Here is a 24,418-nt window from a genome sequence, read left to right on the forward strand (position 1 = left end):
GGTCTAACGGTGGCGGCTTGGCGGATGTCAGGCGGCGAGTTCGGGATGTTGGTGTTGGAGACGGTGTTGAGGATTCGGCGCGAGTTTGCGTCCGGGAAGGCGATCAAGGCGATCGCGCGTGACCTTCGATTGTCGCGCAAGGTGGTGCGCAAGGCGATCCGGGAGCCGGATGCGGAGTTCGCCTATCGGCGGGCGGTGCAGCCGTTGCCGAGGCTGGCGCCGTTCCAGGCCAGGCTCGATGAGCTGCTGGAAGAGGACGAGGCGCGGCCGCGGCGCGAGAAGCTGCGGATGACGCGGGTTCATGACCTGCTGGTGCGCGAGGGGTTCGACGGGTCGTACGACGCGGTCCGGCGCTACGCGGCGGGGTGGCGGCTGAAGCGACGCCGGGGCGTGGCGGACGCGCCATCGTTCATCCCGCTGATGTTCCGGCCGGGCGAGGCCTACCAGTTCGACTGGAGCCACGAGGACGTGGAGATCGCGGGCAAGCCGATGCGGGTGAAGGTGGCGCACATGCGGCTGTGCGCCTCGCGGGCGATCTATGTTCGGGCCTATCCGCGCGAGACCCAGGAGATGCTGTTCGACGCGCATGCGCGGGCGTTCGCCTTCTTCGGCGGCGTGCCGACGCGCGGGATCTACGACAACATGAAGACGGCGGTGACGACGGTGTTCACGGGCAAGGACCGGGTGTTCAACCGGCGCTTCCTGGTCATGGCGAGCCACTACATGGTGGAGCCGACGGCCTGCTCCCCGGCGGCGGGCTGGGAGAAGGGCCAGGTCGAACACCAGGTCCAGACGGCCCGGGGACGGTTCTTCCAGCCGCGCCTGCGCTTCACCAGCCTGGAGGAGCTGAACGGCTGGCTGGAGGCGGAGTGCCGGCGCTGGGGCGAGCTGCGTCAGCACCCCGAGCAGAAAGAGCTGACGGTTGCTCAGGCCCTGGCCGCCGAGCGGCCGGCGCTGCAGCCGATGCTGGGCCCGTTCGACGGCTTCCACGAGAGCGAGCACGCGGTGACGGGGACCTGCCTGATCAGCTTCGACCGTAACCGCTACTCGGTGATGGCGAAGGCCGGGCGCCGTACGGTGCAGGTCCGCGCCTATGCCGACCGGATCGTCGTGCGCTGCGAGGGTGAGGTCGTCGCCGACCATCGCCGGTTCTTCGGTCGTGACCGGACCCTCTACGATCCCTGGCACTACCTCCCGGTGCTGGCGACCAAGCCCGGAGCCCTGCGCAATGGCGCGCCGTTCCAGGACTGGGAGTTGCCGCCGGGGCTGGCCCGCCTGAGGCGCAAGCTGGGTGCGGGCGACGAAGCCGATCGCCGGTTCGTGCGGGTTCTGGCGGCGGTGCTGGAAGACGGCCTGGAGCCGGTCGAGGCCGCGGCGCGCGAGGCGCTCGCCGCCGGGACCGTCAGCGACGACGTCATCCTCAACATCCTGGCGCGCCGGCGCGAACCGCCCCGGCCGCTGAGCATCGTCACGCCCGATGACCTGGCGCTGCGGCATCCGCCTCTGGCGGACTGCGACCGCTACGACAGCTTGCGAGGCATGCATGCAGCGGCATGAGATGATGGCGGCCCTGACCGGCCTGGGCCTCAAGGGCATGGCCGGAGCCTTCGACGAGGCGGTCACCACGGGCCTGCAGCGCAAGCGCACGACCATGGAGATCCTCGCCGACCTGCTGCGCGCCGAGACGACCCACCGGCATGCGGCTTCCATCCGTTACCGGATGGCGGCGGCCAGGCTGCCCGCCGTGAAGGACCTCGACGCCTTCGTGTTCGACGACACGCCGATCAACGAGGGGCTGGTGCGCTCGCTTCACAGCGGCGCCTTCCTGGCGAACCGGCGCAACATCGTGCTGGTCGGCGGGACCGGCACGGGCAAGACCCACCTGGCCACCGCCATCATCGCCAACGTCGTGCGGGCCGGGGCGCGTGGCCGGTACTTCAACACCGTCGACCTGGTGAACCGCCTCGAGGAGGAGACCCGCCTGGGCAAGGCCGGTGCGCTGGCTGCTCACCTCTGCCGCCTCGACGTCGTGGTCCTCGACGAGCTTGGCTACCTGCCGTTCGCCCGCTCGGGCGGCCAGCTGCTGTTCCACCTGATCAGCAAGCTCTACGAGCGGACCTCGGTGATCGTCACGACCAACCTCGCCTTCGGCGAATGGCCGACCGTGTTCGGCGATCCCAAGATGACCACGGCCCTGCTCGACCGCATCACCCACCACTGCGACATCGTCGAGACCGGCAACGACAGCTGGCGCTTCAAACACCGCAGCTAACCCTCCACGAAGAACGCCAGGCGAGGGTTGAGCCTCCGGTCGGGCTACGCCCTCCCTACGCCCCAACCCTCGCAAGCGGTGCGCTCGTGACGTCCATCCCGAACCTCAAAAGGGGGTCCCTATTGCACGCCGATAGGGGGTCCCTTTTAGACGCCGATTGACACGGCGATGGCGTCATACTGGAAGGCGAGCCGCAGATAGCGCTGACGGTGTTCGACAACGGAGGTCTGGCGCGCCAGTTCACGCGCACGGATCGCTCGCTCCCGATTATAGCTGCTCGACCGCCGCCCCATCTGCCGCAAACGCAGACGCAAAAAGATCGATCCTTCACCAAGCTCGGCGAGCGCAGCTATTCGCCTATTGCACCGTCTGGGCGAAGGTCTGGCGAGCCTCTTGGCAGGCGCGTTCACAACGGCGGCAGGCTTCTCCGCAGATGCGGCAGTGTTCCATCTTGTCGGCGTGCATCTCGCACTCCTCGGCGCACAGGCGGCAAGCGTCCTCGCAGACCTCCAGCATGCGGGCGATCAGTTGTTCGTTCGACCCTGTGCGCCGGGTGCCGAGTGTGCCGGTCGTGATGCAGACGTCGGCGCAGTCCAGACAGGTGCGGATGCATTGGGTCATCTGCGCCACCATCTCTTCGCCCAGACAGGCGTCGGCGCATGAGGTGCAGGTCTGTGAGCAGTCGTAGCACTCCTCGATGCAGCGGATCAGGGCGTCGTTGGTGCTGCCTTGGACGTGCGGGTGCGTGGAAATCATCTCATGCGCGTGCATGTCGGCTCTCCTTTTGAATGGAGCCGATTCAACAGGTCGCGCGGTGCGCCGTTCCACTCCCCGGCGCCGTCTCACCAATCAGATGGAAGCGGGCACAAAATATCGACTACGCCAGCACTGCGTTTGCAGGCCGTGAAACACAGCGATTTCCACCCCTGTTTTCGAGAACGGTCGTGGCGGGCTTTTTCGGGCGAACTTCCAGCCGATGTCATCGCGATCTGGCTGAAGCCTCTGTCAGGATCGCAGCCGACCTCGCTCCAACTATGCCGCCAGCCCGATGTGGCGGCGGCACCCTTGGGCACAGGGGGAGAGGGGAGTTTCCCCCTTTATCGGCTCTCCTAATAAGACCTCTATTAGCAAGGCCATTAACGGGGGAAAGTTCAGCGGCAAGACACAGTGGTCGCTCCGCTCCTTCCAGAACCCGCCCTCATCACGTCGAAAGATATAGCCGCCGCCAGTTCTTGACCGGTATAAGTAAGGATAGGTGGCGGACACCGTTGGAGGTCATGTTCCAACGAGGATCAGCAGGTCGATCACGTCTTCACACTTACGGATATCGTGATCTCGTTAGTGGTGCTCGGCCTGTGCTTGGGCATTCCCGTGTAGTCGAAGTTCCGCCAGCGTGTTTCGGCCTCCAGAACCTCGCCCCATGCCCGTTCGAACATCGTCGTCAGGACAAAGAAGGATGGATGGGCCGATGAGACGGATAGACCTCGCGAAGCCGTCAGCGCGAGAAGGTGGGCCTCTACGGCATTCGTCTGGTCGTCGAGGCTCTCGAAGATTGCCTTTCGCTGGGCGGCCGCATCTTCTGAAGCAGCGATGGCAGCAAACGCCTCGACGCGGCCGCCTTTCTGCGCCGCCCCGAACAGTCTGCATTCTTCCTCATAGGTCAGTCGTCCCGCTATCGGATTAGGGTCGTGGAGGATGGCTTGGGCACGTCGATAGAGTTCGCTCTCCCGCCACTCGTCGATCATCGAGACCACTGTGTGGACAGGCAGTCGATCCACGTCGTCTTGCAGCTTGGTCCAATCCTGACGTCCTGTTTTCTGGCCTTGACCATAGCTGCGCTTAATCTTGGAGCGGCGATGTTCTGCAAAGGCAAGGACGGCTGATTGAGGATACCAAGTTTTTGCGCCGCTGGGGCTTGTGGATGAGGCGTAAAAAGCCGGGCCGCCCCCGACCCCATCTGCGTCGGGTATTGCCAAGTTAGCCAGATAGCCGGGGCTAACTCCAATCTTGTCAGCGGCCTCATCCCTCGTGAGAAGCTGCTCTTCAGGAATGCCCAGTAGCGCAGCAAGAGCGGATTTTGTGATAGAGCGATAGGGTGAAACGACGTTGGACATGACGCTGACCATCATTCTCCGAAGCTTTCAATCCAGTTTCGAATTCGCAGCAAAGTGAAGAGTCGGTGCGAATTGTGAGAACTCGGAAGCTGACGTGAAAAGGCCTTGATTAACCTCATCTATCATCGCTCGGATTCGGCCCAAACTCGTGACCTATAGCCTCATCGCCAACCGATGAGGACGTCACAAACACATGGTCATCCGCCGCCAGAAGGTCGCTCAAGTTCAGAAGGCTTCGGCCGCTAACGACAACCAGCCCGCCACCACGCCGCCGCCGGTCGCGCCTACCGCGCGACTGGTGAAGGGCGAATGCATTGCCACCATGGAAGAGATGGCGGCTGGCTCTGTCGATCTGGTCGTGACGTCGCCGCCTTGTCCCAACATCCGCATGCCCTACCGCGACAGTTTCGCGACCGTCGAGGACTATATCGAGTTCTCCCGCCAGTGGATCACGGCTGCGGCTCGCGTGCTGAAGCCGGGTGGCGCCATGTGGATCAACGCCGGCATGCATAAGGCCGGGCCGAATAGCCGTGTGCCCATCACCTACTACCTGTTCCCGCTGATTGCGGACACCGGCCTGACGCTGGTTCAGGAGATTGTCTGGGATCGCCGTGCCCAGCAAAACACCACCCAGCGTTTCGCCACCCGTTCTGAACGCTGGCTCTATCTGGTGAAGCCCGGCGTGCTGAAGGGCGGGCGCGGTCGTCCGAAGAGCATCACTCCGACCTTCAATCTCGACGATGTCCGCGTCCCTTGTCAGTCGGCGGATAAGCGCAACAACCCGGCGGGAGCCAATCCCGCCGACATCTGGGCCTTCACGCAGGTTCACGGCACGGCCAAGGAGCGCACTGACCATCCGTGCCCGTTCCCGCAGGCCATGATCGAGCGCATCGTGCTGGCCTGCTCGAACCCCGGCGATGTGGTGCTGGACCCCTTCGGCGGCTCTGGCACGACCGGCTCAGCGGCGTTGGCCCACGGCCGCTCTACGGTGATGATCGAGCGCGAGCCGACCTACTGGCCGATCATCGAGAAGCGACTTGGACTGGAAGATGATGCCGTTCGTCTGATGCTCGGCGAAACCCTCGCCCGAATGGCTGAAATCGCGGATCAATCCGTGGACCTGATTGGTGCGGACCTTCCTTACGGCTGCACGCGGGCGCCATGGGATGAGATCATCCCGATGAAAGCGCTCTGGGCCGAGTATCGACGCATCCTGAAGCCGACCGGCAACATCGTTCTCACATCGGCGGGGATGTTCTCCGCGAAGCTGATGATGGCCGCGCCCGACCTCTACAAATACTCCTTGGTCTGGGAGAAAACTCGCGCCACGCGCTTCGTTCACGCGAAGTCGCAGGTTCTGATGGAGCATGAAGACGTTCTCGTGTTCTCGAAGGGCGGCGTCGGAAACCGCGCTGCCAGCCCCATGACCTACAACCCGCAGGGACTGGTGGAACTCTCTAAACCTCGCGTGAGCCGCAACGGCGGGGTGGGATCGGCCCTCTACAAGGCCCACCCCTACCGCTCTGATTCCGAGCGCCGCCAGACGCACACCAATTATCCCCGCTCGGTCCTGCGCTTCCCGTCCGTCAACAAGCCGGTTCACCCCACCCAGAAGCCTGTCGAACTGTTCGACTGGATTGTCCGCACCTACTCCAATCCCGGCGATGTCGTTCTGGACAACACGATGGGGAGCGGCACGACCGGCTGCGCGGCGCTGGCCGCTGGCCGCAAGTTCATCGGCATCGAGCGCGATCCCGAGTTCTTCCAGATCGCCAAGCAACGCATCGAAGCGGTTGAGCCGTGCCTGTCGCCTGATCTGGCTTTGACCCTGCCTTCCGCCGCCAACGGTGAGATCGCACCGACAACTGCCGCGAACGACGACATCAAGCAGGAAGTGCCCACTCACGATCTCGCACCCACGATCCTCAACAGCGACTGCCTGACCGGAATGAAGCAGATGGCTGACGGATCGGTCGATATCATCTTCACCAGCCCGCCCTACAACCTCGGTGAATCGAGCGGCGGCGGTTTCAAAGGACAAAAAGGGCGCGGCAAGTGGAAGAACGCCAAGCTGGCTGACGGCTACGACGGGCACGACGATGCTATGCCCTATGAGGACTACATCGCGTGGCAGAAAGCATTTCTGCTGGAGTGCTGGCGATTGATCCCCGACGACGGCGCTATTTTCTACCAGCACAAGAACCGCATTCAGCACGGCCTCCTGCGGACGCCCCACGATCTCAATCCCGGTTTGCCGCTGCGGCAGATCATCATCTGGGATCGCGGCTCGGGCATGAACTTCAACCGTGCCTTTGCCACGCCGTCGCACGAGGTAATCTATGTGTTCGCCAAGCCAAAGTTCCGCTTCCGCAAGGGTCACGGGCTGAAGGACGTTATCAAAGTTCTGCCTGATCGCGGCAATCCGCATCCGGCACCGTTCCCTGTCGAACTCCCCCGCAAAATCATTGCGGCTACGACTGCCAAAACAGTGCTCGACCCCTTCTGCGGCTCTGGATCGACCGGCGTTGCCGCCCTGCTGGAAGGACGTCGTTTCCTCGGCATTGACCAATCGGCCGCCTACTGCCGCATGGCCGAAGATCGCCTCGGCGTCGTTCTTCAAGGAGATGCGCCGCTGCCGGATGATCTGCGTGGAAGTTCCAATGACAATGCCGATCTCGCAGCGGATCAAGCTCCGACGCTCGGCGACGCGGCTTAGGAGGCGTCGCTGGACGGGAACACATCCGGCCACAGGTTCAGCGGCATCGATATGGGCGGTCGCCCGAGGATGCCGCTGAACACCTCCATCAGCCGTTCGACATCTGCCAAATGGAAGAACTCGAAGTGCTCCAGAGCGGCCCAAGCGTAGCGGTTAGTGGGAAGATGCTGATCCAGCCAGCCTTGCACGCTCGCTATGTTTGCCTCTCGGACAAGCAGGGAAACGTCTCCGGTAGGCCGCAGGTCGCCGAAGGCGCATCGAACATAAATTGCCTCCGCGACCGACGAGAGGGTGAGAAGCTGGTCGCCCATCGGACTCGTGACTGCGCCGGTTCTCATCTGCCGGAGAACTGCCTCCAGCGTCGCCTCGTTGTCGCTGGGAAACTGGAAGACGTGGTGATAGTTCATCGTCGCGCCTCCGGTTTCAGCCAAAGCACCGCCCAAGCGACCCTCGCTGCGAGTAGCAGACGACCCTCGCGCCAGAGGGTCTGAAACAGTTCGATCAAGGCATCAGCGGAAGGCCCTCGCCCAGATCGGAGGCAGAGATAGTTCTCTGCGCGGCCAAGCCATGCGCTGCTGAAATGTCTGTAAGAGTCGGTGAGACCGCGAGCTTCGAAGTGGTGGTAGATGTCCATATCAGAGCCTTTCGTTTCCGATATTTAGCTAGACCACGGGGTCCAAATGGACGTGGCACCAAACGTCAGTTCAGCAACTGTGGAGGTCGCAGGCCGGAACTGGCTTACGGCACAACTGCTGATGCGCGGGTTCGAAGTGGCGACGCCGGTCGTTGACCGGGGCGTTGATCTCATCGTGTTTAAGGAAGTTGGCGAAGAGGGCATACGCGCTCTGCCACTTCAGTTGAAATGCGCGTCGGCCGAGACCTTCAGCCTCGACAGAAAATATGAGGGTCGGGGTATTCCGCTCGTCTATGTTTGGGATGTGCTGGGCCAACCCACAGCGCACTTTCTCACCTATGCTGAAGCGTTTGCCGTCCTCGGGACTCAGGCGGCGGGAACCAGATCTTGGACCGAGGGGGGGAAATATTCTGTCACCACGGTCGGCTCCGGCTTGCGCGCGAGGCTCGCGCCTTATACCGGGAGATGGGGCTGGCTTCACGAACGTCTCGGCGACCAGCCGACGTCTGGTTCGCACTGACTTTCATTGACGCTCCAACGCCAGTTCCGCGAAGCCACGAACATTGATCAGCCATGTCCGCTGGAGGTCTGTGTAGGTCGGGAGGAGCGGAGAGGGGATGACCAATTGCACGCCTTCGGCCGCCATCTCGTCCGTCTGGTTCCTGCTGATGCTGGGTTCGAGTGTCAGTAGGTGCTTAAGAGGTATGCGGGCTGCCTCATTCAAAATCTGACGCCAGCGATCTTTGCAGGTCGATTTCGCGGCGAGCATGGTCAGCCGCTCTGCCGGGAAACTTACATCCGCGTAGTGCGGGATCGATGGGAAGATGAAGTCAGGCTTGAGCCGGTTCTCCGTCACGCCCGTTCGTGTGTATGTAATTCCGAGGTCGCCAAAAACCTGCTCAAGATGGTTCTCTAATGCAGAGCCAGCGCGGGACTTACGTCGCTGCAATGCGCTTTGAACGAGCTTGATGAACGCATCCGGTTCGGCGTCTCCTGCCGCCGTGAGTTTCTGTAGCTGCTCCCCCAGCAAGTGTTTTTCGAGCGTCCTGAAAAGGATTTCCTCGCGCTCCATCCACGCCACAAGAGCCGCGTCCGGGTCGTCCCGCGCGTGCACGTCGTTCAGTGTGCCGCGTGCATAAGCAGAGAAGTCGATGGTCTTTGGGAAAGCCCCGCCAAACCGATCCATCATCTGATCGAGATAGTTCGGTGCCTCATCCTCGATTTCGATACCAATGGCTTCCAGAACTGTTCGGGCGGCGAAGCCAATCCGGTCCTGCTCGGTCTCAAGTTCAGACTTTACAGAGAAGCCCGGATGGGCGCCTTCGCCGAATCCGAACAGCCACTGAATCTGCCGCTCGATGGTTGTCCCCGACTCGGCAACGATAGCCAGAACACTGCCCGTGGAAAGGCGGGCTATGAGGAGGAGATCGCCTTCGGCCGCGCACATCGAGACGAGATTGGTAGGGAAGTAGAGCCTATATTCAGTCCTCATTACACCCCGTTCCAGTCGGGCCTTCGCACGAGCGTCATACCAAGTGAGAAAGCCCTCATCGGACACGGGCTGGTCTTCCTGATCGGTCAGATAGAGGAACCGGGCTGGATAGCGAACCTTGCCTTCCGGCTCCCCGAACATGGCGCGAAACCCCTCGACGCCGTTAAATTCGTGCTGGTTTGACTTGATCACGTCGGCTTCCACGCCGCTGAGTCTCTTGACCCCGACGCTCTGGAAATATTGCGACAGATAGCCGTGCTTCACTGGCTTGTTTCCCGCCCAAGGTCTGCCCGGAGTTCGCTCGGTTGTTCCGGCCTTCAGGAGGCATGGTAAACGACAAAGCGACCGAATCGCCATCTGCGTTCGCGACGTTCAAGAAGCGGCCGGAGGCAAAGGCCAATCGGAACGGGCGATCTCTGCCGCCGCGTCGCCAGTTCGAAGCCAGTTGGCTGCGTTGTGGAGGGTGAACTCGACCAAATCCTTGGGTCCACGCAGAGCGCATTCCCAAATTACCAAAGTCCTCCAGCCCATGAGACGAAGTTCTGCAAGCTGCCGCGCGTCTCGGACCTGATTACCCTCAAGCTTCTGCTTCCAGAATTCTGAACGGGTCTTCGGCATCTTCGTCAGCGAGCAGCCATGTGCATGCCAGAAGCAGCCGTGGACCAGAATCGCAGCCGAGTATTTGGGAAGCACGAGGTCAGGGCCCCCCGGCAGCTTTGATCCATGCAGTCGAAAACGGAACCCTCGCGCGTGGAGGCCGCGTCTAACGAGATGTTCCGGCTTCGTGTCCTTTCCCCGAATGCCCGACATCATTCGACTTCGGGTCGCTGCATCAACGATGTCTGCCATCAGATCATCCGAACAGCGGCTCCTGCACCACGCCAGACTCGTCCTGCTCCAAGATGGCCTCAACGTGGGGCGCCATGATGCGCGCCACTTCCTGCATCACGGGCATGACGACGCTGTTGCCGAACTGTCGGTAGGCTTGCGTATCGCTGACAGGAATTCTGAAAGTGTCGGGAAAGCCCATAAGGCGCGCGCACTCGCGCGGGGTCAGGCGCCGTGGCCGCTTCTTGCTGCCCTGATCTACCAGAATTTCGGAACCATCCTTGTAGTAGCGAGCCGAGAGGGTGCGCGTGACGCTCTCCGCGTTCGCGAGGCCAAATCCGAAGCCGTTGCCTGCGGCTCGGTGTTTCTCGGCATAGCGCTGGAGATACTCCCAGAGCTTGGGTGTCAGGGTGAACTTGGGCTGGACCGCGTTATTCTCGTCGTCGAAATACCTGTCACCATCCCACGGCAGCACAGGCTCGGTTCCGTCAGTTTTATGAAGGATGGAGCCTAGACGCGGGCCGGGCGAAGGCAGCTTGAGATCATCCCACGAGAACCCGGTCTTCCGCTTGAAGCCGACGATTATGATCCGCTCCCGATGCTGGGGCGTGAAGTGCTGGCCGTCGATGACCTTGTAATGCACATCGTAGTTCAACTCCTCGCGGAGCGTCTGCACGATCACACGGAAAGTGTTTCCGCCGTCATGAGAAAGAAGGTTTTTCACGTTCTCAAGCAGGAACGCGGCGGGCCTTTTTGCCTCGATGATCCGGGCGACGTCGAAGAAAAGAGTGCCTTGGGTCGTGCACTCAAAACCATGGGGTCGCCCGAGTGAGTTCTTCTTACTCACACCCGCGATGCTGAATGGCTGGCATGGAAAGCCCGCAAGCAAGACGTCGTGATCGGGCACGTCAGCAGCTTCGACCGGCACGATGTCACCAATGAATTCGTGGTCGTCGCCATGGTTGGCGAGATAGGTCTTCTTGGAAAAGTCGTTCCACTCGCTCGTGAAAACGCATCTGCCCCCGTGAGCCTCAAAGCCCAGCCTGATTCCGCCGACTCCTGCGAACAGATCGATCAGGCGAAAGCGGGCGTCATTCGCAGGGATGGGCTGCTGACTTTGCATGATCTCGCGTAGCGCGGCTTCCAGCATCGCAGGACATGCGATCTCGCCTTTCTCCCAACGTCTAATGGTTTTCGCGTCCTTCCCAATGAGGTCGGCGATTTCCTTCTGGGAATAGCGTTCACGCGCCTGTCGAAGGACGTCGAGGGGTTCTGGATGGCGCATCAACGGTCTCCGCTGGGAATTTCAGCGGACATTATGTCCGTTCTTTTTCCCTTTCCAGCGATTTGTTCTCTTTGTGTGCTCATTAGTTCGCCAGCCCAACGCACTCTGCGAAGGACCGCACGTTTAGTGATAAGGCGTTCTCGAAGGGCATCAATCCGAAGTAGTCGGGCCTCGATCAGCCGTAGATCGTCCTCGGTAGCCTCGGGACGAAAGGCTTCTCCTGCCGCAAGAACACCCTCACGTTCGGTTTGGGCGATCTGACGAGTTAGTTGCCTGTCACGGGCGCGATCCGCTTCCGAGCGGATCACGACCACTCCATCTCCTGCGTGAACCGGCGATAGTTCTTCCACCCGTCGCCACCGCCCGCGTCGTCGATGCGAGGAATGCCGAGGGCATCGCACTTCGCCTCCACCTCAGAAAACAAGACCAGCGGCACAGGGCGGTTTCGCTCGATGTGGACCTCGCGCAGGAGCCAGCCCGTTGGAAGGGTTGGCCGGAATTCCACAAGGCATTCGCCGCGAAACTCGCCAATCGCCATCTTCCCTGCGGCGATGTCAGCCAGACGGTGAGCGAGGCAGTTCCGGTATTTCCGTCCAGCTTCCAGCAGGTCACGCATGGAGGCGAGCGGCCGGAGTTCGTTATCGCCCTCGGACACAGGGTGAGGCGGCAACCGGTCGGCCCGGCGTAGGAATCGGTCGAGCAGTCTGGGCAGCGAGGAGGTCGGTCCCATGCGGCCGATAGCTTCCACTACCACCTCGTCAGATGCCTTCGAGTTTACGGACTGGATAAAGGCCACAGCCTTGTTGAACGTCATGGCCTCGGTGCCGGAGTCGATGCGGTCGAGTGTGTGAGTATGGCGCCATCGCGGATCGAGAGCGAGCAAGACCTCCAGCTTCCGGCAGGTGATCCGCCCGGAGGCGCGTAGGGCCTCCGCGCCGCGCATATCGTCGCCGGTGAGGAAGTCGTAGAGGGTGAGATAATCTTTGGCCCGAGGCAACGGCCGTTCACCGACCTGCGTCAGGAGACCGGAGAGGCCATCCGGCACATCACCAAAGCCATGGCGCAGAATGTCCTTCGCGCGCCCATGGCGGACGACCTCGGCGAACGAGTGCGGGAGGAGGTCGTCGTTGGCTCCGATAAGACCGACCTTTTCTTCCCGTGCAGCCAGCGCAGCGAAGATCGACTGACGGCGCAGGGGGGCCGCCGTCAAAGTTCGGGCGATGAGACCCGGAGCTTCGTCGTCCAACCTCACGAGCGCAGCCGTGGCCCACCCCAGCAGCCCTCCCTCACGCATTGAAGCGCTCCCATGGGAAGCGGCCTTGACCTTGAGCGTTCGGCGCAGTCTGGAAGGCGATCCAGCGCCATTTCCGCGTCTCCGAAGGGCTGGTTGCATGGTCGAAGAGGATGCGCGGCGGCTTGTTGGTGAGATCGTTCAAGACGGCCTTTACCGCGACGGTTTCGAGCACCACGACTGGGACCGTAAGTTCACCGCCAGCCTCCGCAGGCGGCTCGACGAACAGCCATTCGGTCGTGCTGATCCATTGATGGCGGCCAGCGACCTCATCGAGAAAAGCTTCGAATTCGGTGTTGTCGATCTCGCCCTCAACGTCCCGCAGGATGCGAACGGCGAGGCAGCGCAAAGGCTCGTGACCCGTCAAGTGACCCCCATTTGCTGTGAAGCTTCAAGGGTCTCATGGAAGTTGAATCCGTCAACCAGAATGAGCGAGAGTTACTCGTCCGCACGTTTGCGAACGTTCGCGACAAACCGCCAACCCTTCCAGATGGCGACTTCTCGGGTGACGGGACAGTCGCGGAGAGCGGCCGTAGCGCGCGCGATGGCGACTTCGTCGCTGGGCAGCATAGCAGGACTGAACTGACGTCCGTGCGCCGACGCGGGTAGCGGGTAAAACGTGTAGCCGTCCATCCTGAACCCCCAAGCTTGGCCTCACGAAGAAGCACAGCCCGACTGGAGCCGAGCATTCGGGGGGGCGCAGCTTCGACCCCTGCCGGGCTGTGCGCTGGTCAGTGAGGGGTTCCAGCACTGAACATGGTCTCACAAAGATTAAGGGCGCGCAAGTTCCAAAAACCAGCGTTCCTCTACTGGCGCGGTTAAGCTGCCGTCAGCAGGATCATTGGCCGGAGCGTGTGCGAACTTTCTGACGATTGGCTCGCGTTCGACGTAGACCCAAAACCATGAGGTAGCCGACCAACGGGCCAAGCGTCATGCCAAGGGTGTGGAACAAGGTGACCGAAAATGATCGCCACCATGGCGACTAAGGCCCACTCCTTCCATGACAAGGACCGCAGAGACCGAACCAAAGCCTTGAAGGACATTGTATTCTCCTGATTTAAAACCGGAGATATCCGAACTTGCTTATGGGGTAAAGCAAGGCTTGCTTCGGAGGTTAGCGAGTCGATCTCACTTTCCTTTCAGACAGATGTTCCGCATATGTTCCGGCATGGGAGCGAGAGCATATAAGGGCGATGAGACGACGGGCTTCCAAAGCCCCGCACAGGATCACGTCGAGTCTGTCCCCGATCTTTCGGACCTGCTGGAGCTACGGCGCCCGCAACGATACGCGGTCAGGGTGAAAGGAGAGGGCCTTCGTAAGCGCGGCATTCACGGCGGCGACATCCTTGTGGTCAACACCGATGCGGAGCCGAGATCAGGGAAGGTCTGCGTAGCGTTCCTCCATGGTGATGTCGTGCTGGCCGTGCTGACCGAGAAAGACGGCCAATGGTGGCTGGAGCCTTCCAACCATGCGCCTCAACCTGTGTCCGACGAGACAGAGGTCTGGGCCATGATCGCCGCGTTGGTTCGGACTGATGTCTGATGTTCGGGCTGATCGACGGCAACAACTTCTATGTATCCTGCGAGCGGGCTTTTGACCCGACGCTGATCGGAAAGCCGGTGATCGTGCTGTCGAACAACGACGGCTGCGCCATCGCGCGATCTGCCGAAGCCAAGGCCCTCGGGATCAAGATGGGCGAGGTCTGGCATCTGTCGAAGCGCAAGCCGGAGTTTCGGGGCGTGATCGCCAAGTCCTCAAACTACGCCCTCTATGGCGACATGAGCCGCCGGGTGTTCGAGGTTCTGTCGGAGAGTTTTCAGAAGGTCGAGCCTTACAGCATCGACGAGATGTTCGTGGACCTGACCGAGTTCGCGCGAGTGGACTACTGCCGCCGGGTTCGAGATCGCGTGCGGCGCATCACGAAGATTCCGACCTGTATCGGAATCGGCCCGACGAAGACGCTGGCGAAATTGGCGAACAAACACGCGAAGAGCGGGCCGACCGGTGTGTCTGATTTCAGCGACATTGACGCCCGCCGTGAGGCGTTCGCCGAAATGTCGATCTCGGAGATTTGGGGCGTAGGCGGACGCAATTCCGAGAAGTTAAACGCTCTCGGTATCTTCACGGTCCAGCAGTTTGCGGCCATGCCTTCGGCTTCGGTCAGGAAACTTATGACCGTCACCGGCCAGCGGACCCATGCCGAACTGCTCGGCGTATCGTGTATGCCGCTGATGCTCGCCCCCGACCAAAAGCAAACCGTCGCGGTGACGCGAATGTTTGGGCGCCCGGTCGAGACATGGGAGGACATGCGCGAGGCTTTGGCGGCGCACGCTTCACGCGCTGCCGAGAAAATAAGGAAGCATGGACTAGTGGCCAACGCCATTCAGGTGTTCTTCCACACGCACCCGCATAACGGCGACCCTTGGTATCATGGCCAGCGGTCGTTCGAGATCGAGCCAACATCGGACAGCTTTGCGCTGATCCGTCAGGCGGTTGGGGCTGGCCGTTCGATGTGGAAACCGAACACGCGATACGCCAAGGCCGGGGTGATCCTGCTGGACCTACACGCCGAGCGAGACGCTCCGCGCGACCTTCTGCCGACGACTGACCCAGTGCGATCCGAGAAGCTGATGACGGCGCTTGATGCGGTGAATGCGCGCTTTGGGCGGGGCACGCTTCGGCCCGGTGGGATCAGCCAGACAACATCGTGGTCCACGCGGGCCAACAACCGTTCACCTCGCTACACGACGCGCATCAGCGACCTGATGGAAGTTCGCGCATAATTCAAAATGATTACGTATGCCCGCCCAGCTTGCGGGAACGCAGCTTTACCTCATGGCCGAAATCGGTGACGCGCCGCTCCTATGCCAGCCTAACCCTTGAACAAGGCCAGAAGCCATTGGGGGTGCTGGTTGGCTATGGAGAGCGTCTGCGTCGCCAACTGCTGCCTGATCTGCGCTGCCTGAAGTTTGGCCGATTCCTTGCCGAGGTCGGCATCAACAAGGTTGCCGATTCCGACTTCAAGGGCGTCGCCGGATTTCACCGCATAGAGCGCAGAGCGACCTAGAGCTTTATTGCGTGTGCCAAAGTAGGAGGACGAGTCTGTCGCTCTGTTGAGCGCGCCCTTCACGCGGTCCAGCACAGTCGTCGCATCCGCAAAATCCATCGGGTCCAAACCGAGTCCCGTAGCCGTCAGATCACGCGACGACACGCGCATCGTCTGCCCGGACGGCGAGGTGGGAACATCGAGGTGGAATGGGCCAAAGCCAGCCACTTGGAGGGATGAGGTTGAGGCCGTCGCCGTGGCCAATGGTGAGCCGACAGGAGATAGCGACATGGCCCCAACGACCCATGCGCTATCGGCGTTGGCTGCGCCCTGATTGAAGCGGAAGTCCAGCGCGCCTTTGGCCGGATCGTAGTCAAAGGACAGTATGTTCTGGCCGGTCACGCCTACCGGCGGTCCCACTGGAGCGCCGCCCGGCACATAGCTCTGTCCTGACGCTGCGACGCGAGAACCGCCCTGCCAAACTTCCATGGCATCGGGTAGGTCGAAGGCGTCGAACACGATGTCTATGCGCCCAGCCACAGCAGTTCCGGCGAAGCTGTAAGTGCCCGCCACACCCTGCGGCTGCTCATCCAATGCGACGGCGGCCTGTTCGGGGTTGGCGAATGGAAGCGGCGGATCAAAGGCTGCCGTCGATTGTAGGCTGCCGGTCGGTGTGTAGGTCGCGATGGCCGTGGGGACTGGATCGGCAGGGTCTTGAAGGATTAATCCTCCCACCGTCCAAGCCGTCCCGGTCGTCGCGATGTTTTCGTTGAAGCGAAACTCGATGTTCTGACCGTTGGCAGGGTCGTAGTCGAAACTGATAACGTTCGGCCCCGTCACTGCCGATCCGGCGCCCACAGCGGCGCCAGCAGCCACATAGGGCTGACCCGCAGCGGCGACGCGCACGCCATTCTGCCAAATCTCAACGACATCAGGCGCGCTATAGGCATCTAACAGGAGACTAACCCGTCCAGCGGTTAGACCAGCGTCCACCACGACCGTCTGGCTGCTGGTGCCGGAGATAGATGCGACCGCCGTATCAAATGAGGATGGCGTTAGGGCAGAGGACGGCAGTGAATAAGCGACACTGGCGCCCGTGGACGAAAACGAGCCGGGCGGAAGGGCCGCCATGCGAGGAAAGGCGGGCTGGGGCAAGGTTGTCTTCGGCAGACCATAGGCCACGCTGGACGTGGTTGTGATGGTCGGTCTGCCGGTCAGCAGGTTGATCCCGTCGAACTCTGTGGATCGCGCGATCCTATCGATCTCGTCGATCATGGCGGTCATGTCATTGATGATCGCTTGCCGCGATGTCCCCGAAAGGGAATCGTTCAGGGAGACGGCGTGTTGCTGAAGTTCGATCAGAAGCTCGCCGATCCGTTCGGCGCCCATCAGGGCAACGTCCGTGATGGTTTGGACCCTGTTCAAACCCGTCGCCACCACGCCCCAGCCGCCGACATCGGCTCGCATGGCGGAAGCGATAGCGAAAACGGCTCCGTTGTCCTTCGCACCAGAAACCTTGAGGCCCGTAGAGACTCGGTTCTGCGCGGTGGCGAGATCGCGTCCGGAAGCATTCACAGCTTGGAGAGCCTGAAGAGCCGAGCGGTTGGTGTGTATCGACGACGACATGATCGCAAGCACCATGCCAGCCGAACCAGCGGAAGTGAAGTTCACCTTGTGGCCGATCAGCCCCACTCCAGTTCGCCGGTGAACCGGCGATAGTTCTTCCAGCCGTCGCCACCGCCCGCTTCGTCGATTCGATGAATGCCGAGGAAGTCGCACTTCGCCTCCACCTCCGAGAACAGCGCAAGCGGAACAGGGCGATTTCGCTCGATGTGGACATCGCGCAGCAGCCATCCCGCTCCCCGAGTCATAGGTCGGAACTCCACAAGGCATTCGCCGCGAAACCCGCCGATGGCGATTTTTCCGGCGGCGACGTCGGCCAGACGGTGAGCGAGGCAGTTCCGGTATTTCCGTCCAGCTTCCAGCAAGTCACGCATGGAAGCGAGCGGCCGGAGTTCGTTGTCGCCCTCGGGCACAGGGTGAGGCGGCAACCGGTCGGCCCGGCGCAGCAGCCGATCGAGAAGTCGGGGCAAAGAGGAGGTCGGCCCCATGCGGGCGATAGCTTCCGCTACCACCTCGTCAGATGCCTTCGAGTTTACGGACTGGATAAAGGCCACAGCCTTGTTGAACGTCATGGCCTCGGCGCCAGAGTCAATGCGGTCGAGTGTGTGGGCATGGCGCCAGCGCGGATCGAGCGCGAGCAACACCTCCAGCTTCCGGCAGGTAATCTGGCCGGAGGCGCGTAGGGCCTCGGCGCCGCGCATATCGTCGCCGGTGAGGAAGTCGTGGAGGGTGAGATAATCTTTGGCCCGAGGCAACGGCCGTTCACCGATCTGCGTCAAGAGACCGGGGAGACCATCCGGCACGTCGCCGAAGCTATGGCGCAGAATGTCGTTCGCGCGCCTATGGCGAACAACCTCGGCGAACGACGACGGGAAGAGATCTTCGTGGGCCTTGTTAAAATCAGCCTTTTCTTCTCGCGCCGCCAGCGAAGCGAAGATCGCCTGACGACGCGGGGGCGCCGCCGTCAAAGTTCGGGCGATGATACCCGGAACTTCGTCATCCAACCTCACAAGCGCAGCCGTGGCCCACCCGAGCAGCCCGCCCTCACGCATGCGTGCATTCCCAAGGGAAGCGGCCTTGGCCTTGAGCGTTCGGTGCGGTCTGGAAGGCGACCCAGCGCCATTTCCGCGTCTCGCCCGGCGTGGTGGCATGGTCAAAAAGGATGCGTTTCGCCTCTTTCGTGAGATCGTGCAGGACTGCCTTTACAGCGACGGCTTCCGGCATCACGACCGGAACGGTCAGTTTCCCGCCAGCCTCCACCGGCGGCTCTACAAACAGCCATTCGGTCGTCGAGAGCCACTGGTGGGGACCGGCCACGTCATTCAGGAAAGCTTCGAGTTCGAGTCCATCGATTTCGCCCGCGTCATCCATCAGGACGCGGACAGCAACACATCGCAGCGGGGCTTCCAGCGGCGCCATTCAACCTCCTATTTTGTGGAGGTTTCAGAGTCTCATGGAAGCTGAGTCCGTCAACCAAAACGCCGACGAACCATAACCCAGCTAGATGTTAGGCTGTCGTTTGCCAGAACGCGGCCATGATCACCGGATGAAGAAGGCGCCTAAAGCTGTGAGCTACCGCCGCTGGCCAAAGCGGCGGGCGAGAGCATCGACCAAGCGCTCGAATGCGAAGTTTGTCGCGACGGTCGTGGTAGTGGCCATGGCAGCATTCGCCGGGACGATTTTGTGGCCTCGGTCGGCCGCTTTGACATCAGCCCAAGCCGGAGTGCCTTCCTACGACTTCGCATGTGACGTCGCCTATGTGAACGACGGCGACACTCTCCGTTGCCGGGACGGAACGCGCGTTCGGCTTCACGCCATTGCCGCCAGAGAAACTGACAACTCCTGTTCGCCGGGACATCCGTGCCCTACAGCCTCGGCCGCGACGAGCACCGCTGCCCTGACACGGCTGGCCGGAAATAGGATCACCTGCATTCGGATCGGGCAGAGCTACGAACGGGTTGACCGCGATCTGCCACAACACGTCAGGCGTCGAGATAAACTGCGCCATGGTGGAGAGCGGGGCTGCGTTGATTTGGAATCGCTTCAACCGACAGAGGCCGATTTGCCGATCTTGAGAGTTCCGCTCGTCAGTGGTGCGGGTCGGGCGGCTCATTGGCCAGCCCAAATGCCCCGCCGAGCAAACTTCCGGCCGAAACGTCGATGGTCATCCCAAGTCGCCGCCGCTGCTCCGCGTAGTGGAGGCGAGCAACTCTTGCTTCTTCCAACACGCCGGTCATCTGGTGGGCCATGTCCTCGATCTGATCCACCAACATCTCGATGCACTTCTCCTGCACGTCGAGGCGCTTCTGGGCATCGTCCAGCGCTGCGGCCAACATCCCGTTAATCTCGTCCTGAGTCATCACGCTGCTGCCTTTCGTGCACGGTAATCAGCCGCACGTTGAGCGGCACTCTTTGGCGGCTTCAGCGGATCAGGCTTCGGGCCGGGTTTGGCCTTCGTGTGGGTCAGCCCGAGGTCGATGAACTCCAACGATGTGCGAAACGGGAACCCGGCCGCCTTGAAGTAGTCGGCGAGGAAGGTCGCCTGTTCCTTGTCATAGACAGTCACCGTCACCGGGCGCACATCGTCGGGCATGCGGAGCGAGGACCGGAACACGATCTGGATCAGGTCTTCATACTCACGATCTCGGCGCACGGCCTCGTGGTCGAGCAGCCCGCAGGTCATGGCGGCGAACACCTTGTTCTCCGCATCGCTGGCCTTGGCGCTGTAGAGGACCGAGCATTCGGTCAACAGCCGATATTTGTTGGACCCGGCGATCTTCGGGGAGACCTGCTCGCCCGGCAGCTTCAGGTCACCTCGCTTCTTGTTCGCCGCCCAATAGTGCTGCCCGGCGGTGACGTTCGTTCGAACCCAAGCGCACCATGCCTGAACGGCTCGTTGGCCAGCCTCGGACTTCTCGAAGAATGTCGAACCGGCGCTATGGTCTTCCGCGACGTAATTGATCGTCAGATCACGACCCTGCCAGACAGTGTTCTGACCGAGGGAAATCGGCTTCCAGATCACGCCGGGATGAAGCGTCGTGCAGAGCCGATAGGTGATGAGGCTGGTGAAGCTGTTAGCGAGGATGACAGCCCGGTCGTAGACGGCCAACTCGGTGACATCCCAGATGCTGAAGTAGGTCAGCCTTTGGCGGTGCTGGAGTTCTTCCCAAGCTTCCAAATTGATCACGGCTCCCCCCCGCTGAACCCGGTTGTGCAGCGCTGCGACGGGGCGAGTGAGGTCGTCGGCAGCAAGCGCACGGGAGGAAGGTGCGTCGGCCTTCGGAAGGAGTTTGGAGTAGCCTTTGGCGAAAGGCTCCAGATTGTAGGTTGCTTCCCAGAACGGGGTGGAAGCCCCGAGATCGAACGACCCCGATGTCCAGACCTTGGGGTCTTCGTCGATGATGATCGTCCAACCCCGACCCTCGACGACCGAGTGATCCACCCTCTTCATCGCCTCATGGGTGATGATCAGGACGATGTGCTCTTCGTCGCTGCAACGCTCAATCATCAGCGGGAAGTCGCGGGAGACGACGTTGCCAGCCTCGCTGGACAGGGAGCGAACCGTCACCGAAGCGCCCGACTGGATGCCATTGTTGATGATCAGGCTCTGGCGGACAGAGAATTCCTCTGTGCGGTCCACCGCGTAGATGTAGCGGCCGGGCGTTCGGCCCATGTGCTTAACGGCCCATTTGGTCTTTCCTGCACCACAAGCTGCGCCGCTGTAGTAAATAGTCTGCATGATGATTTGACGTTGTTCGTAATCGCAGCCCCTATGCGTGCGACACAATCAGTATTTATCACGCGGTTAATCGTTCTGCCTATAAACTTCGTGACTGTAAGTTTTAAACCCGCTCGTCACGAGCGCTCCCCGTCACGTCATTCGTCTAATAGACTTTAGAGGATTGGCGTGACGCGCTGGGGCGTTGTTTGATCCTCGCCTACCGAGACTTGCGCCGCGCTACACGCGACGGCTCCACGCCTTCGATCACGGCCTCCCGGCGAGCCGCTCGGCCTATCGAAGCCGAGTCGCGCCGGAGTGAACTGGATGGGGTCGAGAAACCCGGCTCCTCCAACGCCAAAGCGAAAGCAGTGCAACGAAGAGATCGGCCCCTTCCGCCGATCTCGAAGTTGCTGGCGACGCCATCCGGCGTCGGCACCACATGCCTTCTTCAACCGGGTGCAATGTCGCTGCTTGGCCAGTGCAGTTCACATCTCGTCGGCTCGAAAGCCCAGCACTATTGACGGTCGCGAAGCGGCCGGAGGGTGCGCCCGTGACGGGATGCAAATCTCCCAGCTTGACCGCCGGAAAGACCGGTGTTCTCCTTCCCACATGGGAAGGCTGCTGGACAAATTGATCCGAGGCTCCACGGCTCACGATGTGAAGGCCGAGAACGACGGCTTCTCTCTGGTCGGCAAGCCCGACCGTCTGAACGAGTTCAGCGATCTCGTGCGGGAGGCCGTAGATCATTCTGGCGAGGACTTTGTGGTCTTTCCGACGAGCGACGGTCACCACGGATACAGCCGGATGTTCGTGGTGCCGCTGGACGGTCGGGCCGATCCTTGAACGACCCGGCGGCCCCCGCCACTGGCCGCAGACTTCGCGTAAAAACGCGATCCTAAAAGGTATACTTCTGACAGATGTCGATCAGTGGGTCTGGAAGCCTCTCGATAGTCATCAGATATGGGTGACAGACTCTCCGAATACCGTATCCTGAAATCTATCTCCGACAACGCGGGGCTTTCAGGGGTTTTCGGACACGGATGCTGATCGGATATTCGAGGTGCTCGGCTCGCGGGCAAAATCATGAGTCGCAGATCGACGCTCTGGAGAAGGCGGGGTGCGAGCGCATCTTCGTCGAGACCGCTTCCGGCACGCGCAGTGATCGGCCGCAGCTAACCGAGCTTCTCGACTTCGCCCGGCCCGGAGATACCGTGGTTGTCCTGCGGCTCGACCGTCTCGCCCGTGATGTCCGCCAAATCCTCGATCTCGTCGATCAGTTCACCCGCCGCGATATCGGGCTGAAGTCATTGAGCGAGGCCATCGACAGCACCACCCCCAGCGGTCGGCTTGCGGTCCACACCTTGGCAGCGCTCGGACAGTATGAAGTCGAACAGAAACGTCTCGCCTGTGAAGCCGGGCGGAAGGCCGCGATTGCCCGTGGTCGTCTCGGTGGCCGCCCCAAGGCTATGGACGAGACCAAGCTTAAAATCGCTAAGGCGCTGATGGCCGACGATCAGCTTTCGATGTCGGAGATCGCCCGTCAGGTGGGGGTGGCGCCGAGCACCTTATATCGAACAATGCCCGGTGGGCGAGGCGCTCTCGGACTAGTCTGACGTGACGATCCCAGATCAGGCAGACCTTATCTCTAGGTAAGAGCGCTGCAACGCCCTTCTTTCACTGCATCAAGATGCCGACCAAGTGCATCAGCGTGTCTGAAGAGCGCCTCCGAGAGAAGCCCTTGGCGCGATCTTTCGTATCCACGGAATGCTTCTTCCCGAGATACCTCCCAAGAATGACGCGCCTCGTCGCTATCATGGTCGGGCCGTCGCCATTCATCACCGAGAAAACCAACCATCTCCGCATCGAAGCGGCTAGTCGAGCCATCCATGGCTGAAATCATACAGTCGGAGAAGTCGGACTGGCCCACACAATCCGACGACTCGAACTGACATTGTTCATCACAACCGCCGCCTAGACCACCAGCAGCAACGGATTTCAGAGTATCAATCTCGGCTTCCAGAAGATCAGCTTCTGATTTTGTCGCGGTGACGTCCCTTTCAAGATCAGCGCACGTCGGCGTCTCCGATTGAGCCGAGCACGACGCCACGACGGCGAAAGCTGTTGCCAGCGCAAGATTTCTGAACATTGTCGCCCTCAACCCCCAAACCCGTTCGGGTTTTAAGGGTCTTGGGCCGAGCTTGTCACCTATGCCCTCGGGAAGGTTCCCCGGTGGATGCAGCGGCAACAATCCTAGACTATTCCGTGACGAGGAACGCGAGATGTGGTCGCTCGGCCAGCCGCGCCCTGATGAATGCGGTCAGATCGGCCTCGCTTCCAACCATCTGCTCCTCCGTTATTGCGCCTCGGAAAAGTTCGTAGCGCAGCCACACCCGGTAGGTGTTCACAACATCGGTCTCCCCGTAGTTGGCGCACTCTTGGATGCGACCGGCTCGAACGTGCTCCCAGACCTTCGAGCCGTCGATCCCCTCCGGCTTACCCGGCAAACGCATCATCTTGCACAGGTCGTCGAGAGAGGCTTTCGCATTGAACTGGAAGCTGGCCAGTTCGTCGCACAGATCGATGTGCGCTTGGTCGTATCGCTTGAAGTAGGGCCGAGAGGTCAGGCCCGGTGCGGCGATGCCGTTGACCATCGCCCTGTAGCGTAGAACCGGCATGTCGAACCCATTGCCGTTGAAGGTCACCAGCGTCGGTCGGAGGCTGTCCACGCGGGCTGCGAATGCCGAGATCAGATCGACCTCACTCCGCTCGCCAATGTGGGGGGCACCCAGCGACTGGACGCGCCAAACGCCGTCGATCCGCTCTGCGATCAGCGCAGCGAGAACAGCGACCTTGTGGAGCGGAAGCTTCGGAAACTTTTCGCCGAGGATTTCGACGGCCTCATCGTCAGTAAGTGCTTCGCGACCGTGGAGGCGGGCGAGGGTCTCCGTGCAAGGGACGGTTTCGAGATCGAAGACGATGGTGTGCTGGCTCAAATGACCTCCCGGCGAAGTCTCCATTGTCTCGCAAGATCGTAATTTGTCATCCAAAAATAGATCGCATAGGTCGGTGACAGGAGATGCCCGTGGATCGAGACCCAAACATTGTTCGTTCTGGCCTGTCGGGCAGAGTGACGAAACATGGCCTTGCGGTGGAGGTTGAAATCTACCGTCTTGAGGGCCACCCAATGTGGGCGTTGGAAGTCGTCGATCACGAAGGCGGATCGACCGTTTGGGACGAGCAGTTCAAAAGTGACGAAGAGGCTTTGGCTGCATTCAGAACCGTTATCGCCGATGAGGGGATTGAGTCCTTCACACAGAGAAAAGTGATCCCATTTCCGAAGCGTCCGTGATCGCAATCAGGGCACCCATCGTCGCGAAGACATGGGCATGACGCTG

At 61.2% G+C, this 24,418-nt stretch carries 25 protein-coding genes; 9 read left to right on the plus strand and 16 right to left on the minus strand.

Translation table 11 applies throughout. The features are described 5' to 3' along the window. Positions 1-45: 45 nt before the first annotated feature. Entirely contained in the window at positions 46-1,557 is a 1,512-nt protein-coding gene (gene istA / locus AC0L6G_RS03110; protein WP_164952576.1) for an IS21 family transposase, read from the plus strand. Beyond that, a complete protein-coding gene (istB, locus tag AC0L6G_RS03115) occupies positions 1,544-2,272 on the plus strand; it encodes an IS21-like element helper ATPase IstB (RefSeq protein ID WP_003170613.1) in 729 nt (242 codons plus the stop codon). The genes istA and istB overlap by 14 nt, the downstream gene beginning before the upstream one ends. Positions 2,273-2,629: 357 nt before the next feature. Here the strand turns inward: istB and AC0L6G_RS03120 are convergent, their stop codons facing one another. After that, on the minus strand, positions 2,630-3,043 hold the full coding sequence (locus tag AC0L6G_RS03120; protein ID WP_404418550.1) for a four-helix bundle copper-binding protein: 414 nt from the start codon (positions 3,041-3,043) through the stop codon (positions 2,630-2,632). A 533-nt stretch (positions 3,044-3,576) separates the two neighbouring features. Then, on the minus strand, positions 3,577-4,401 hold the full coding sequence (locus AC0L6G_RS03125; protein ID WP_473252845.1) for a hypothetical protein: 825 nt from the start codon (positions 4,399-4,401) through the stop codon (positions 3,577-3,579). Positions 4,402-4,579: 178 nt separating this feature from the next. Between AC0L6G_RS03125 and AC0L6G_RS03130 the strand changes: the two genes are divergently transcribed. Next, a complete protein-coding gene (locus AC0L6G_RS03130) occupies positions 4,580-7,102 on the plus strand; it encodes a DNA-methyltransferase (protein ID WP_473252846.1) in 2,523 nt (840 codons plus the stop codon). Here AC0L6G_RS03130 and AC0L6G_RS03135 read toward each other — a convergent pair. Further along, positions 7,099-7,509 carry a hypothetical protein gene (locus AC0L6G_RS03135; RefSeq protein ID WP_184280346.1) on the minus strand — a complete coding sequence of 137 codons (411 nt, stop codon included), beginning with the start codon at positions 7,507-7,509 and terminating at the stop codon, positions 7,099-7,101. The two genes, AC0L6G_RS03130 and AC0L6G_RS03135, sit on opposite strands and share 4 nt — an antisense overlap. Then, positions 7,506-7,736, minus strand: a complete 231-nt coding sequence (locus AC0L6G_RS03140; protein WP_473252847.1) for a DUF6626 family protein — start codon at positions 7,734-7,736, stop codon at positions 7,506-7,508. Before AC0L6G_RS03140 ends, AC0L6G_RS03135 begins: the two co-directional genes overlap by 4 nt. A gap of 46 nt (positions 7,737-7,782) precedes the next feature. Between AC0L6G_RS03140 and AC0L6G_RS03145 the strand changes: the two genes are divergently transcribed. Next, a complete protein-coding gene (locus AC0L6G_RS03145) occupies positions 7,783-8,256 on the plus strand; it encodes a hypothetical protein (protein WP_473252848.1) in 474 nt (157 codons plus the stop codon). Between the two features lie 3 nt (positions 8,257-8,259). Here AC0L6G_RS03145 and AC0L6G_RS03150 read toward each other — a convergent pair whose 3' ends face one another. From AC0L6G_RS03150 to AC0L6G_RS03170, 5 genes are all read right to left on the minus strand, one after another. Next, a complete protein-coding gene (locus AC0L6G_RS03150; RefSeq protein ID WP_473252849.1) occupies positions 8,260-9,492 on the minus strand; it encodes a type II restriction endonuclease in 1,233 nt (410 codons plus the stop codon). A gap of 108 nt (positions 9,493-9,600) precedes the next feature. Beyond that, complete coding sequence (locus AC0L6G_RS03155) at positions 9,601-10,077, minus strand: very short patch repair endonuclease (RefSeq protein WP_473252850.1); 477 nt, start codon at positions 10,075-10,077, stop codon at positions 9,601-9,603. 4 nt (positions 10,078-10,081) lie between these two features. Further along, on the minus strand, positions 10,082-11,341 hold the full coding sequence (gene dcm, locus AC0L6G_RS03160) for a DNA (cytosine-5-)-methyltransferase (RefSeq protein WP_473252851.1): 1,260 nt from the start codon (positions 11,339-11,341) through the stop codon (positions 10,082-10,084). Between the two features lie 304 nt (positions 11,342-11,645). Continuing rightward, positions 11,646-12,635: a hypothetical protein gene (locus AC0L6G_RS03165; protein WP_473252852.1), complete on the minus strand. Its 990-nt coding sequence runs from the start codon at positions 12,633-12,635 to the stop codon at positions 11,646-11,648. Continuing rightward, positions 12,628-12,999 (minus strand): hypothetical protein, encoded by a 372-nt coding sequence (locus AC0L6G_RS03170; protein ID WP_473252853.1) that lies wholly within the window; start codon positions 12,997-12,999, stop codon positions 12,628-12,630. Before AC0L6G_RS03170 ends, AC0L6G_RS03165 begins: the two co-directional genes overlap by 8 nt. A gap of 780 nt (positions 13,000-13,779) precedes the next feature. Between AC0L6G_RS03170 and AC0L6G_RS03175 the strand changes: the two genes are divergently transcribed. Further along, on the plus strand, positions 13,780-14,175 hold the full coding sequence (locus AC0L6G_RS03175) for a LexA family protein (protein ID WP_473252854.1): 396 nt from the start codon (positions 13,780-13,782) through the stop codon (positions 14,173-14,175). Beyond that, positions 14,175-15,416 carry a Y-family DNA polymerase gene (locus AC0L6G_RS03180; RefSeq protein ID WP_248121348.1) on the plus strand — a complete coding sequence of 414 codons (1,242 nt, stop codon included), beginning with the start codon at positions 14,175-14,177 and terminating at the stop codon, positions 15,414-15,416. The genes AC0L6G_RS03175 and AC0L6G_RS03180 overlap by 1 nt, the downstream gene beginning before the upstream one ends. An 89-nt stretch (positions 15,417-15,505) precedes the next feature. Here AC0L6G_RS03180 and AC0L6G_RS03185 read toward each other — a convergent pair whose 3' ends face one another. The 5 genes from AC0L6G_RS03185 to AC0L6G_RS03205 form a co-directional block, all read right to left on the minus strand. Then, positions 15,506-17,350, minus strand: a complete 1,845-nt coding sequence (locus tag AC0L6G_RS03185; RefSeq protein WP_248121349.1) for a flagellin N-terminal helical domain-containing protein — start codon at positions 17,348-17,350, stop codon at positions 15,506-15,508. Between the two features lie 11 nt (positions 17,351-17,361). Further along, a complete protein-coding gene (locus AC0L6G_RS03190) occupies positions 17,362-18,354 on the minus strand; it encodes a hypothetical protein (RefSeq protein WP_248121351.1) in 993 nt (330 codons plus the stop codon). Next, positions 18,347-18,721: a hypothetical protein gene (locus AC0L6G_RS03195; protein WP_473252855.1), complete on the minus strand. Its 375-nt coding sequence runs from the start codon at positions 18,719-18,721 to the stop codon at positions 18,347-18,349. Before AC0L6G_RS03195 ends, AC0L6G_RS03190 begins: the two co-directional genes overlap by 8 nt. Positions 18,722-19,389: 668 nt before the next feature. Beyond that, positions 19,390-19,662: a hypothetical protein gene (locus AC0L6G_RS03200; RefSeq protein WP_473252856.1), complete on the minus strand. Its 273-nt coding sequence runs from the start codon at positions 19,660-19,662 to the stop codon at positions 19,390-19,392. Beyond that, entirely contained in the window at positions 19,662-21,041 is a 1,380-nt protein-coding gene (locus tag AC0L6G_RS03205) for a hypothetical protein (protein WP_473252857.1), read from the minus strand. Before AC0L6G_RS03205 ends, AC0L6G_RS03200 begins: the two co-directional genes overlap by 1 nt. 591 nt (positions 21,042-21,632) lie before the next feature. Here AC0L6G_RS03205 and AC0L6G_RS03210 point away from each other — a divergent pair. Further along, on the plus strand, positions 21,633-21,866 hold the full coding sequence (locus tag AC0L6G_RS03210; RefSeq protein ID WP_473252858.1) for a hypothetical protein: 234 nt from the start codon (positions 21,633-21,635) through the stop codon (positions 21,864-21,866). A 197-nt stretch (positions 21,867-22,063) separates the two neighbouring features. Beyond that, entirely contained in the window at positions 22,064-22,636 is a 573-nt protein-coding gene (locus tag AC0L6G_RS03215) for a recombinase family protein (protein ID WP_473252859.1), read from the plus strand. 32 nt (positions 22,637-22,668) lie between these two features. On the opposite strand, the gene AC0L6G_RS03220 is transcribed toward AC0L6G_RS03215, so the two are convergent. Together AC0L6G_RS03220 and AC0L6G_RS03225 are read right to left on the minus strand one after the other, a co-directional pair. Continuing rightward, on the minus strand, positions 22,669-23,169 hold the full coding sequence (locus AC0L6G_RS03220) for a hypothetical protein (RefSeq protein WP_473252860.1): 501 nt from the start codon (positions 23,167-23,169) through the stop codon (positions 22,669-22,671). 109 nt (positions 23,170-23,278) lie between these two features. Further along, positions 23,279-24,016 carry a 3'-5' exonuclease gene (locus AC0L6G_RS03225; RefSeq protein ID WP_473252861.1) on the minus strand — a complete coding sequence of 246 codons (738 nt, stop codon included), beginning with the start codon at positions 24,014-24,016 and terminating at the stop codon, positions 23,279-23,281. Between the two features lie 89 nt (positions 24,017-24,105). Between AC0L6G_RS03225 and AC0L6G_RS03230 the strand changes: the two genes are divergently transcribed. Continuing rightward, positions 24,106-24,372, plus strand: a complete 267-nt coding sequence (locus AC0L6G_RS03230) for a hypothetical protein (RefSeq protein WP_473252862.1) — start codon at positions 24,106-24,108, stop codon at positions 24,370-24,372. Positions 24,373-24,418 lie beyond the last annotated feature (46 nt).

Source organism: Brevundimonas sp. D3-1P (genome assembly GCF_055809335.1).